Source organism: Mucilaginibacter phyllosphaerae, assembly GCF_004378255.1.
Lineage (GTDB): Bacteria > Bacteroidota > Bacteroidia > Sphingobacteriales > Sphingobacteriaceae > Mucilaginibacter > Mucilaginibacter phyllosphaerae.
In genome coordinates this window covers 84,694-96,860 of record NZ_SNQG01000006.1, presented here as the reverse complement: position 1 = coordinate 96,860, position 12,167 = coordinate 84,694, and the positions used below count along the sequence as shown (strand labels likewise).

Annotated in this window: 10 protein-coding genes; all 10 read right to left on the bottom strand. The window is 44.6% G+C overall.

All coding sequences use genetic code 11. The annotated features are described in order from the left end of the window. Positions 1-5 precede the first annotated feature (5 nt). The 10 genes from E2R65_RS16230 to hisG all read right to left on the bottom strand — a co-directional run bounded on the left by E2R65_RS16230 (position 6) and on the right by hisG (position 12,075). Entirely contained in the window at positions 6-3,098 is a 3,093-nt protein-coding gene (locus E2R65_RS16230) for a T9SS type A sorting domain-containing protein (RefSeq protein WP_134337540.1), read from the bottom strand. Positions 3,099-3,255: 157 nt separating this feature from the next. Then, positions 3,256-4,161 carry a WD40 repeat domain-containing protein gene (locus E2R65_RS16225; RefSeq protein ID WP_134337539.1) on the bottom strand — a complete coding sequence of 302 codons (906 nt, stop codon included), beginning with the start codon at positions 4,159-4,161 and terminating at the stop codon, positions 3,256-3,258. 75 nt (positions 4,162-4,236) lie between these two features. Next, the gene (hisIE, locus tag E2R65_RS16220; protein ID WP_134337538.1) at positions 4,237-4,824 is read right to left on the bottom strand and encodes a bifunctional phosphoribosyl-AMP cyclohydrolase/phosphoribosyl-ATP diphosphatase HisIE; all 588 of its coding nucleotides are present in this window, start codon (positions 4,822-4,824) and stop codon (positions 4,237-4,239) included. Positions 4,825-4,925: 101 nt separating this feature from the next. Beyond that, the gene (hisF, locus tag E2R65_RS16215) at positions 4,926-6,056 is read right to left on the bottom strand and encodes an imidazole glycerol phosphate synthase subunit HisF (RefSeq protein WP_134337711.1); all 1,131 of its coding nucleotides are present in this window, start codon (positions 6,054-6,056) and stop codon (positions 4,926-4,928) included. Positions 6,057-6,106: 50 nt separating this feature from the next. Continuing rightward, on the bottom strand, positions 6,107-6,856 hold the full coding sequence (locus E2R65_RS16210; RefSeq protein WP_134337537.1) for a 1-(5-phosphoribosyl)-5-[(5-phosphoribosylamino)methylideneamino]imidazole-4-carboxamide isomerase: 750 nt from the start codon (positions 6,854-6,856) through the stop codon (positions 6,107-6,109). Positions 6,857-6,859: 3 nt separating this feature from the next. After that, positions 6,860-7,504 carry an imidazole glycerol phosphate synthase subunit HisH gene (gene hisH / locus E2R65_RS16205; protein WP_134337536.1) on the bottom strand — a complete coding sequence of 215 codons (645 nt, stop codon included), beginning with the start codon at positions 7,502-7,504 and terminating at the stop codon, positions 6,860-6,862. Between the two features lie 36 nt (positions 7,505-7,540). Beyond that, a complete protein-coding gene (gene hisB / locus E2R65_RS16200) occupies positions 7,541-8,683 on the bottom strand; it encodes a bifunctional histidinol-phosphatase/imidazoleglycerol-phosphate dehydratase HisB (protein ID WP_204986324.1) in 1,143 nt (380 codons plus the stop codon). Between the two features lie 2 nt (positions 8,684-8,685). After that, positions 8,686-9,732 carry a histidinol-phosphate transaminase gene (gene hisC / locus E2R65_RS16195; RefSeq protein ID WP_134337535.1) on the bottom strand — a complete coding sequence of 349 codons (1,047 nt, stop codon included), beginning with the start codon at positions 9,730-9,732 and terminating at the stop codon, positions 8,686-8,688. Between the two features lie 110 nt (positions 9,733-9,842). Next, entirely contained in the window at positions 9,843-11,129 is a 1,287-nt protein-coding gene (hisD, locus tag E2R65_RS16190) for a histidinol dehydrogenase (RefSeq protein WP_134337534.1), read from the bottom strand. Between the two features lie 94 nt (positions 11,130-11,223). Next, entirely contained in the window at positions 11,224-12,075 is an 852-nt protein-coding gene (hisG, locus tag E2R65_RS16185) for an ATP phosphoribosyltransferase (RefSeq protein ID WP_134337533.1), read from the bottom strand. Between the last annotated feature and the right edge of the window lie 92 nt (positions 12,076-12,167).

Sequence of the window (12,167 nt, the reverse complement as noted above, 5' to 3'; positions counted from 1 at the left end):
GTATTTTACTTTTTTATAAACTTGGCCCGGCCAACATATTCGCCGCTGGTTTTGCTTAACTCAAAAATGTAAGTGCCCGGCCTTAGCTTCCCCACATATTGCGACCAGTCGCCGCTTTGCATGGTTTTTTGCATTACCATAATGCCGCTGTAATCGTAAATTTTTGCTTTATAGCTGGTTTGGGTATCGGCCGTGTTTAAATAAACCTGTATAGATTCGGCAGCGGGGTTGGGGTAGATGCTTAACAGCCTGCCGAATGCCGGGTCCTGCAGTTGTACACTGATGGGGTTGGATAGTGTGCTATGATTATCAATATCGTTTTGTTTTAAACGATAAGTATTGCTACCTGCCGATGGGTTGCGGTCTATATAACTATAAGTGTTGCTGCCATTACTTTGCACACTGTAAATGGTGGTGTATTGAGGCTGTGTTTTTTGCAGTTCGAAACCGGTAAAGTTACCCTCGTTGTATGTTTTCCAGCTTATTTTGATGCCTTCGTTAACTTTTTGGGCTGTAAAGTTTATCAGCTGATAAGGTGGCAGGGGCTGGCGGCGTATAACCAGTTTAAAGCGGTTTGCCCCAAATGATGAAGTATCGCTTTTAATCACATTAAAGCCATAGGTATTATACAGGCGCAGGTTTAGCGAATCTTTTTTATAATTATCCTTTAACCAGATATCATACAACGGGTCGATATTGCGGATGTCTTCTATTTTTAATTTGTATAACCCGTCCTTTGCAGCGTTTACGTATAATTTAATGCCGGGCCCTTTCCGGTAATCGGGCATGTGGTTAATGGCGGTACGTACACCATCGGCGCTATAGCTGGACATGTACACCTGTGATGAGGCGCCGTCAAGATCCTGCGCATCCTCCTCATCGTAATTGGCCGATGCACCAGTGTTAAAATAGATGCCGCAATAATCATCAATTAAACTGTCGCGCTCCATTTTAATGTAAAAGCCGGTTATAGCCTGTGCCTGCATTACCGGTATGCCCATTAACAGGGTGGGGATAATAACCTGCTGTGCAGGTACCTTTTCAGATTCGCGAAAGGTTAAAGAGCCATTAGTTGCTTTTGCCCTTACAATAAAGCCTTGCCCGCTAACTGCATAACGGCTCGCTTTCGGGTCAGACGAGCCACCTTTATTATAGGCCACATACTTTTGGCCGGGGTTTACATTGTACAACTCGTAAACGGTATTGCTTATACCGGCGGTGTTATCTGCAATTACCGCATCCAGATCAAGCGTAGAGGCATATGGGTTGCCCACCATATTATAACCGGCCAGCGTACCTAATGATGCTGTGTACGAGAGTTTATTGGTAGTTGGTGCCGTTGCCCCGCCCGGGTTATACCAGAGGTTTACAGGCACATCCCCCTGGTTAAGGCGGCCTACGGCAGTAATAGTAGTATTCTCCGGGGCGGCATATGGTGCTATGGTTTTGGTGGTGGGGTTAGCAGTATTACCTACAAAGTAAAATATAAAGCCATTGCCTACAGGTACCTGTAGATTACCCGCGCCGGATACGTTAACGATATTGCCGCTGTTAATACTTAATAACCCTTTATGCCTGCCGGCGTTAAAACCGGCGTTGCTTGGGGGTACATCTTCGCGGTAAAGGTAAATGGTGGGGTTATTATTGGTTACGGTAAAGCCGCTGCCCGGGCCGCCTGTTAAGGCGCTATTGCCTATATAATTTAGCGGCAGGTAGGCCGTGCCATTGTAATTTACCGGCGATGAAAGCATGCGGTAACCACGGGCGGTGTACACCCCTAAAACCTGTGCGGCACCACCAATCAGGTAGCGTTGCACGGCAACATCATTAATAATGCTGCTGCCTGTGGGTATAACCGCCACAGCTGCCGAAGAGCTGAGATCAGAAAAAAGGGTTAGCTTTCCGTTGGCATCCAGTACAGAGCTTGATGCCATGGTTAAAATACCGGTTGTAGCTATATTAAATTTACCCGACGACATGGTTTTTGTGCCGCCGCCGGTAAAAGTTACGTTTTTAAAAGTTACGCCATTGCCACCGTCAGATCCGGCATCGGTTAATGTTTGTGTAGTACCCTGAAAGCTTACCGTTGGGTTATTGGTTACGGCATCAACCTTGCCGCCTGCCGAGCTCCAGTTGCCTGCAACAGATAGGGTGGCACTTTGGATGTTTTTGGCACCGCTGCCTGCAAACTGTATATTTTGATAGGATGCCGGCGTTGCGCTAAACCTTGCCTGGCCAGAAGTATAAACTGTTTGTATGCCCACGCCTGTGTAATTATAAATCACGGTGCTTGGAAAAGTGCCCGGAGTGTAAAAATCGGCGCTGCCCGCGCCGATTGCATCAAGCGCCAATGGTGTGGCGCCGTTTAAGTATAAAGTAGATGCTGCGGTATTTGCAGTGATGCCAAATGCAGCCAGATTGGTTGTACTGCCAGAATTTACATAATTGTTATTTGCCGTAGCGATAGCGTTACCCACTGTCAGGGTTCCGCCATTTAAATAAAAATATGGGTTGGCTACATTGTATGAAACTATCGGTATAATAATAACCAGCAAGGCGCTTGAGCTGTTAGTATTAAGCGTTAAATTATTAGTGATATTGAGGTTAGCAACGGTTGACGTTAAAACGGTTGAAAAAGTTTGGGATGATAAACCCAAAAAAGGTGCCGCCAGCGTTGTGCCATCACCCACCGATAAATTATTACAGTTAATTGTGCCCGAGCCACTTAAAGCAGGGGCTATGCTACCCCCCGAGTTGTTATGCCTTTGTATAAAATTACCGGTAACGGTTAACTTACCGTTTACAGTGAGTGCCACAGTTTTAATAGCACCCAGGGTAACAGCGGCAACCGTAGGCTCATAGCCTGCATTTATTTGGGGCTGATTAGTAAACGCGACACCATTAACACCAATAAATACGTTATCTAAAGTACCTGGCGGGGTGGGTGGCGCTGTAACCGAGGACCCTATGCGCCAGTTGGCCGCATTACTCCAATCTGCACTTGTGCCCCCTTGCCAGTTATAATTAGATTGCGAGTAAGTTTTAAAACTTAAAAGCGTAAAAAGTATAATTATCCAACTAAATAAAATCCACTTCATCCTTACCTTAAAAAGCTTAACTGGTATCAGCTAATTTTTAAAGTTAAACGAAGGGAAATAAATTTAGTTATAGTTAATAATTAATGAACAAAATGAACAAATTGAATATTTGTGAACGGATAAATAACTAATGATTAATTGTGGCGTGTCGGGACTTTTAGAATGAAACAGCCCAGATCATAATGTTTTTATCATCCCCGGTAGATATCAGCTGATCGCCATTCCAGGCAATTTTGTTGACGGATAACGCATGGGAAGCGTAGCCCTTTTCACGGCTGATGATCTTACGAAGTTTAAAATCAATGGCATCCCAAATTTTAATGCTTTTATCCATACTTGCCGTTGCAAAATAAGGGCGGGTAGGATGAAAGGCAATGTGGTTTACCGCGAAGAGGTGGGCAGGTATGTTTTGCAGCAGGGAATAGGTTTTATTATCCCATATTTTTACCTGTGCATCGCGCGAGCCGGATATAAGATAATCTCCGGCAGGGGCATATTGGAGTGAAAACACGGCCATAGTATGGCCAATAAGTGCTTTAATGAGGCTGTAATCCTCCAGATCGTAAATTACGATACGGTTATCGCGGCAGCCAAATGCCACCCTGTTTTCTGCAGGGTTTATGGTAATGCAGCGTACGGTATCGTTAGATACAGGTATGCTGTGCAATAATTGTAGGGTTTTAAGGCTCCATACAGATACGGTACCGTCTTCGCAGGCTATCAACAACTCATCTTTTTGTGCAGATGATTTAATATCAAATATCGGTTTAATATGATGCCTTAACCGGTGCGTGATCTTTTGCCCGATAAAATCAAACACCAGTACTTCGCCGCTGCGCAGGCCGGCAAACATTAACGGATAACCAACCGGGCAATGAATAGCATAGATAGAAGCCATTACCGGGAACATCACCTTGATAAAAGAGTTATTTTCCAGGCTCCATTCCACCAGCCCTTTATCGTTACCGCCACTAAACAATACACCGGGCTTTTGAGAAAGCTCCAGGCTAAATATAGGGTTGCTGTGGCCGGTAAGTTCTGCTGCTTTGTGTACGGTGATCATATAGTAGATGGTCAATAGACTACAGGCTATAGCACCAATCCAATTACTCAGGATCAATGACTATCGACTATAGGCTTACTTATGTCTCTGTTCTAAATTCTTGGCTATACGCTCTAAATTTAACCCTTTTTCTTTTAGCAGCACCAACAGGTGAAACACCAGATCAGACGCTTCATCAACCAGTTCTTCCTCCGTTTCGTAAAGGGCGGCTATCACTACCTCAACACCTTCTTCGCCCACTTTTTGGGTGATTTTTTTAAGGCCTTTTTTGCGGAGTTTGTTGATGTAAGATTCCTCGGTAGGTTTTTCGTACCTATCGGCAATGATGTTCTCCAACTGCATTAAAAAGTTTTGGTTATACTCCGTTTGGAAACAACTGCGCGAGCCGGTATGGCAGGTCGGGCCGTCGGCTTTTGCTTTTATCAGCAGGGTATCGTTATCGCAATCTATATGCATGCTTTTTACATGCAGGTAATTCTGGCTGGTTTCGCCCTTGGTCCACAAACGGTTTTTGGAGCGGGAAAAAAAGGTTACTACGTTTTCCTGTACAGTTTTATCGTAAGCTTCCTGGTTCATGTATCCCAGCATCAGTACTTCAAGCGTTTGCTCGTCCTGTATAATTACGGGTATTAAACCGTCTGTTTTGTTAAAGTCGATGTTCATAAGCCCCCTCTAAATCTCCCCCGAAAGGGGAAACTTGATAATTGTTATTTATTAAATTTATTTATAAGCCCTCCCTTTCGGGGAGGGTTTGGGTAAGGCTCTTACACCCTCACCTCAATATTATTTTCTCTTAAAACCGATTTCAGATCGGGTATCAGGATCTCTCCATAATGAAACACCGAGGCTGCCAGCGCGGCATCAACATTTGTTTTTTGGAATACATCCACAAAATGCTGTACAGACCCTGCGCCACCCGAGGCTATCACCGGGATGTTTACCTTATCGTTAACTAACTTAAGCAGGCCGTTATCAAAACCTGCTTTGGTACCGTCGTGGTCCATAGAGGTGAGTAGTATTTCGCCTGCTCCGCGGCTTTCGGCTTCTATGATCCAGTCTAATGTTTGTTTTTCAGTCGGCAGCCTGCCGCCATTCAGGTGTACGATGTTTTTATCGCCTGTTACCCTGGTATCAACCGCTATCACTACAAATTGTACCCCAAAGGCTTTAGCCAGTTCATCTATCAGGGCCGGGTTGCGTACTGCAGCCGAATTGATGGAGATCTTATCTGCACCGGCATTCAGCAACGCGTCTGCATCGGCAATTTCGTTGATGCCGCCGCCAATGGTAAAAGGGATATTAATTTGCCTGGCCACAGCTTTTACCAGCTCTACCATGGTTTTGCGGCGCTCTACCGTAGCGGTAATATCCAAAAATACCAGTTCATCAGCGCCCTGCTGCGAATAGTTCCAGGCCAGTTCTACCGGGTCGCCGGCATCGCGCAGGTCAACAAAGTTTACACCTTTAACCGTGCGGCCGTCTTTAACATCAAGGCAGGGGATGATACGTTTAGCGAGCCCGGAGCCCCCTAACCCCCTAAAGGGGGAACCGAAATTTGATTTTATATTTTCCAATACTTGTTTTAAACGAGTAAATATATCCTGATTTGAAAACCTAATTACTTTGAGACCGTCCTTCTCCAGATTTTGCTGTCTGATGATGTCATTAGCAGCGACGTCTAATCGATCATGGATACTACCGTCAATTTCTATAATAATCTTATGCTCATGACAGTAGAAATCTGCAATGTAAATGCCGATTGGATGTTGTCGCCTGAATTTAGCCCCCAATTGTTTGCCTTTTAAAAAGTGCCACAATAAGTTTTCGGCGTCTGTTGCAACGTTTCGAAGGTGTGCAGCATTTCTAAAAATCAGATAATCTGCGCCCTGAGACATCTTATTTTTCATATTGAATTACCCCTTTAGGGGGGTAGGGGGCTTTGTATCTATATCGACATCAAACTTTCTAAGTTCCAGTTTTTTATTTCTTCTATGCTGATGTGGTTTTCGTAAATGGCTTTGCCAACCACGCAGGCCTCAACCTTTATTTTGCTCAATTCTTCAATATCTTTCATAGAGCTTACGCCGCCGGATGCGATGAGTTTTATAAATGGAGAATGATCCAGCAGTTTGCTGTACAGGTCTACACCGGCACCGCCCAGTTTACCATCTTTATTAATATCGGTACATAAAAAACGGAAAAAACCAAGCGCCAGGCACTTATCCACATAATCCATTAATTTGATGGGCGAGCTTTCCATCCATCCCGAGTATTTGATCACCTCGTCCAGCACATCTATGGCAATAACTACCTGGTCGCTGCATTTGTCGCGCCCGCAAATAGCCTGGCTCAGGTCATCTAAAAAGCCTGGGTTGGTAATAGCCTGGGTGCCTACAATAACGCGGTGTACGCCGGCATCTATCAGCTCTTTAACCTTATCAATACTGCGGATACCACCGCCGTACTGCACCTTCATATCTGTTTTGCGGATCACATCAAACAGGTACTGCTGGTTGCTGAAATCGTTTTTAGCGCCGTTAAGATCTATAATGTGGATGAAATTTGTACCGTTGCTTTGGTACCTTTCAATCATTTCCTCAAGTGTAACGTCGTACTCTGTTACCTGCTCGTAGTCGCCTTCGCGCAGGCGTACAACCTTTTTATTAAGAATATCAATTGCAGGAATAATATACATGATTTAAATATTTGAGAAGTTTTTTAACAATGTTTCGCCATAAGTGCCAGACTTTTCGGGGTGAAACTGTACCCCATAAAAGTTATCATGCCAAATTGATGCCGAAAATTTATTGATATAACTGGTTGATGATAAAGTAAATGATTGATCATACTCAATAAAGTATGAATGTACAAAGTAAAAGTGTGATCCGGCAGGTATATTTTTAAACAACGGGTTTTCTTTCTCTGTAAAAACCTGGTTCCAGCCGGTATGCGGTACCTTAAAATTGTCCTTATTCGGAAACTTAAGTGTTTTTATCGGGAACAGGTTCAGCAGGTTTGCATCACCCTCCTCGCTGTAGGAGGTTAGTAATTGCATACCTACGCAAATGCCTAATGTTGGTTTTTTTAATGATTTTATGGCAGATACTAAACCAGTTTGCTCCAGCTTGTGCATGGCTGCACCGGCGTGGCCTACGCCCGGTATAATATAACGGTCGTACTGCTGCAGGTCGGCCTCGGTATTTACCATGCCGTAGGCAATGCCCAACCTGTCTAAAGCAGACTTGAGCGAAAAGATATTCCCGGCACCGTAATTTATTATACCTATGCCCCCGGCCCCCTGAAGGGGGAGTTTTTGAAAAGCATCTTTATTAGTTTCAACCATATGAAAATTCTGTTCCCCCTTTAGGGGGTTAGGGGGCTAAAGCAATCCCTTTGTACTTGGTAAAACCATTTTATTAACGTCGCGCTTTACGGCCATTTTTATGGCTTTGGCAAAGGCCTTAAATATAGCTTCTATTTTGTGATGTTCGTTATGGCCTTCAGCTTTAATATTCAGGTTGCATTTAGAAGCATCGCTGAATGATTTAAAAAAGTGATAGAACATTTCTGTCGGTACATCGCCCACCTTCTCTCTGTTAAATACGGCATCCCACACAATCCAGTTTCGACCGCCAAAATCAATCGCCGCCTGTGCCAGGCAATCATCCATTGGCAGGCAAAAACCATAACGTTCTATACCCATTTTATTGCCTAAAGCAGTAGCAAAAACTTCGCCTAAAGCAATGCCCGTATCTTCAATGGTATGATGTTCATCAATATGCAAATCGCCTTTAGCGGTTACTTCCAGATCGATACCGCCATGGCGGGCAATCTGGTCCAGCATGTGGTCGAAAAAGTTAAGCCCGGTAGATACTTTGGCTTCGCCGGTACCATCCAGGTTTAGCTTAATGTATATATCTGTTTCTTTAGTGGTGCGGCGATGTTCTATCACCCGTTCGCCCAGTTTTAAAAACTCGTAAATTTTCTTCCATTCGGTGGTTTGCAGGGCAACTACATGGGTAATATCATCATCCTGCTTAAATTCCTGATCGCCCAGGCCCGATTGATTATTTATCCAGATGGCTTTTGCGCCCAGGTTTTTAGCCAGCAGCACATCATTCCTACGGTCGCCAATAGTAAAGGAGTTTTTAAGGTCGTATTTGGTTTTGTCCAGATATTTGGTGAGTAAGCCTGTTGCCGGTTTGCGGGTAGGGGCGTTATCTTTAGGAAAGGTACGGTCAATAGCCTGGTCGGTAAAAACCACACCCTCGTTCTCAAAAGTTTTCAGGATGAAGTTATGCACCGGGTAAAAGGTATCTTCGGGATACACTGCTGTCCCTAAACCATCCTGATTAGTCACCATTACCAGTTCAAAATCAAGCTCGGCAGCAATTTTTGGCAGGTATTGTAATGCGCCGGGATAAAACGTCAGTTTCGCGAACGAATCTATCTGTTCATCAGGTGTTTCTTCAATCAGCGTACCGTCGCGGTCAATAAAAAGTACTTTTTGCAGCTTGCTCATTATTATTTGTATTGCTGTAGGGTTGTTATCAATGTTTCATTTTCGGCAGGTGTGCCTATGGTAATACGCAGGCAACCCTCGCAAAGTTCTACTTTAGAGCGGTCGCGGATGATGATGCCGTGCTGCACCAAAAAGTCGTAAATGCCACGTGCGCTGGTGGTTTTTACCAGGATAAAGTTGGCATCCGACGGATAAATATCCAGTACAAAATCAAGCTTTTTCAGGGTTAATACCAAGCTGTCGCGTTCCTGCAAAGTCTGTTTGATCCATTCATTTACCTGAGCAACATTCCCCAATGCTTCCAGCGCTAATAGCTGTGATGCCTCGTTAATATTGTAAGGAGGTTTTACCTTATTCATCACCTCAATGATCTCTTCGCTGGCAAAGGCCATCCCTACACGTAAGCCTGCCAAACCCCAAGCTTTGGATAGCGTTTGCAGCACTACCAGGTTAGCGTATTCTGTTAACTCCTGTATAAAAGTTTTTTGACGGCTGTAGTTGATATAAGCTTCATCGATCACTACAATGCCGCTAAAGTTAGCCAGCAGGGTTTCAATATCGTCTCGGTTGATAGAGTTGCCCGTCGGGTTGTTGGGCGAGCAGATAAAGATCAATTTGGTGTTTTTGTCGATAGCTTCGGCAATACCTTCCAGGTTAAGCTGGTAATCATCAGTAAGTAATACTTTTTTGGCCTCTACATCATTAATATTGGCCGATACCTGATACATGCCGTAGGTAGGAGGTACAATGATCACATTATCAACGCCGGGATTGCAAAAGCTGCGGAACAAAATATCTATAGCCTCATCGCTACCGTTACCCAAAAAGATGTTGCGCGCAGGTACACCTTTAACACTGCTTAGGCGCAACTTTAACTGGTGCTGCATCGGGTCGGGGTAGCGGTTGTAGGCATTGCTTAACGGCGACCCAAACGCATTTTCGTTCGCATCCAGAAATACGCTGGCCTCGCCCGTGTACTCATCCCTTGCAGAAGAGTAGGGGGTTAGGTTTTTAATGTTTTGGCGTAATATGTTATTTAACTCGAACATGATATTCTTTATTCAATATGTCATTGCGAGGAGCGTAGCGACGCGGCAATCTCATAGGACAAGCGGACATGCTAAGATTGCCACGCTACCGTTCGCAATGACATGGTTACTTATTTATTCATCCTCACACTCACAGCATTTTTGTGCGCATGTAACCCTTCCATTTCGGCCAGTATCTCTACAGAGGGGCCTATATTTTGTATGCCTTCTTCCGTTAAGTACTGAAAGGTTATTTTCTTTACAAACGAATCTACCGATACCCCCGAATAGGCCCTGGCATAACTGCTGGTAGGCAGCGTATGATTGGTGCCCGATGCATAGTCGCCGGCGCTCTCCGGGGTTAAATTCCCCAGGAAAACAGAACCTGCGTTAATGATCTTGCCGGTTATCTCTTTCCAGCTTTCGGTTGCTAAAATTAAGTGCTCGGGTGCATATTGGTTGCTAAAATCCATGGCCTCATTCAAATCACCTGTGATGATGATGTAAGAGTTATCCAAAGCTTGTTTAGCTATTTCAGCACGTGGCAAAACGATAAGCTGTTTTGTCACCTCACCCAGCGTTTTATCAGCAATTTCTTGTGAAGTACAAACCAAAACCGACTGGCTGTCTATCCCATGCTCGGCTTGTGCCAGCAGGTCGGCAGCTACATAAGCAGGGTTGGCTGTTTTATCGGCAATAACCAAAACTTCAGACGGGCCTGCCGGCATATCAATAGCAGTACTTGTGGTAGATTGAATGATGGTTTTAGCCTTGGTTACAAACTGGTTGCCGGGGCCAAAGATCTTGTCAACCCTGCTAATGGTTTCGGTACCGTAAGCCATGGCTGCAATAGCCTGCGAACCGCCAACTAAATACACCCTGTTTACACCCAGCATCAAAGCTACGTAAGCTATAAATGCATTTACCTTGCCATTTTTTTGGGGTGGAGAGCACACTACGATCTCGCTGCAGCCCGCTATTCTTGCCGGGATGCCCAGCATTAAAAAGGTAGATGGCAAAACCGCCGTACCGCCGGGAATATACAGGCCTACTTTTTCAATCGCCCTTAATTCACGCCAGCAGGTTACACCTGGCATGGTTTCTACCTTGTCCTCAGTTTTTAACTGTGCCTTATGAAATTTATAAATGTTGGCATAAGCCGTTTGCAAAGCTTCCTGCTGATCTTCTGATACGGCACTCGCAATTTCTTCCAGTTCGGCTTTATCCAGGTATAGTCTGGTCAGTTCAACCTTGTCAAATTTGTGCGTATAATCATAAAGTGCACGGTCGCCATGTTGCTTAACATGTGCTATCACATCCTCTACCAACGCACGGATCTCATTCGCCGGGTCAACATTACGCTGAACCAGGCGGGCGATATCTGTTTTGCTTAAATCTGAATAATTGAATGTTTCCATAGGCCCCCTCTAAATCTTCCCCAATAGGGGAGACTTTTTATTTATTTACACCACCATATTAAGCCCTCCCTTTCGGGAAGGGTTTGGGTGGGGCTTACAATATTATCTTCTCTATCGGCATTACTACAATGCCTTGTGCGCCTGCTTGTTTTAGCTGGCTGATGCGGTCCCAAAAATCGCGCTCGGGGATAACGGTGTGTACAGCCACCCAATCGCCCTCTGCCAATGGCACTACCGATGGGCTTTTTACACCCGGCAGCAATGCGGTAACGGCATTCAGGTTTTTACGTTCTACATTCAGCACCACATATTTGGTTTCCTTAGCGCGCAATACCGACTGGATACGCTGTATCAATTCCTGCACCAAATCGTCGTTCTCGCTGCCTTTTTGGCCAATTAATACCGCCTCGCTGCTCATTACATCTGCAAACGGAACAAGCCCGTTACTTTTTAAAGTGCCGCCGGTTGATACCAGATCGCAAATGGCATCGCTTAAACCAAGGCCGGGAGAGATCTCTACCGATCCTGAAATAGTGCGGATATCTGACGTAATGTTTTTTTCTGCCAGGTATTTGCCCAGTATAACCGGGTAGGTAGTAGCAATAGCTTTGCCGTTAAGCTGCTCTAAAGCGGTTATGCTATTATTGTTTGGCACAGCAATTTTTAAAGAGCATTTTCCAAAGCCAAGTTTTTGCAGGTAGCTAACTTCTACCTCAGTTTCCTGTATAACGTTTTCGCCAACTATGCCCAGGTCGGCAATGCCATCCTGTACATATTCGGGTATATCGTCGTCACGAAGAAAAAGAATTTCTAATGGGAAGTTTGATACGGGGGAGATAAGCGAGCTTTTATAATTTTCGAAATTAAGGCCGCAATTTTTTAATAATTCAACGGATTTTTCGTTGAGCCGACCCGATTTTTGGATCGCTATTTTTAATGTTTTCACAAGTTGATTTTAAGGGTGTACTATAAAGTAAAAAAACGGGGGCTGTTATTTCGCGTAGAAACATACATTATCTATTCATCACCGGACGGTGA

Bases quoted from the DNA above. Each gene is read 5' to 3' on its own strand.
- hisB (WP_204986324.1), bottom strand. From the start codon at position 8,683: ATGAGCAAGCTGCAAAAAGTACTTTTTATTGACCGCGACGGTACGCTG.
- E2R65_RS16230 (WP_134337540.1), bottom strand. From the start codon at position 3,098: ATGAAGTGGATTTTATTTAGTTGGATAATTATACTTTTTACGCTTTTA.
- hisIE (WP_134337538.1), bottom strand. From the start codon at position 4,824: ATGAACATCGACTTTAACAAAACAGACGGTTTAATACCCGTAATTATA.
- hisF (WP_134337711.1), bottom strand. From the start codon at position 6,056: ATGTCTCAGGGCGCAGATTATCTGATTTTTAGAAATGCTGCACACCTT.
- hisD (WP_134337534.1), bottom strand. From the start codon at position 11,129: ATGGAAACATTCAATTATTCAGATTTAAGCAAAACAGATATCGCCCGC.
- E2R65_RS16225 (WP_134337539.1), bottom strand. From the start codon at position 4,161: ATGATCACCGTACACAAAGCAGCAGAACTTACCGGCCACAGCAACCCT.
- hisH (WP_134337536.1), bottom strand. From the start codon at position 7,504: ATGGTTGAAACTAATAAAGATGCTTTTCAAAAACTCCCCCTTCAGGGG.
- hisC (WP_134337535.1), bottom strand. From the start codon at position 9,732: ATGTTCGAGTTAAATAACATATTACGCCAAAACATTAAAAACCTAACC.
- E2R65_RS16210 (WP_134337537.1), bottom strand. From the start codon at position 6,856: ATGTATATTATTCCTGCAATTGATATTCTTAATAAAAAGGTTGTACGC.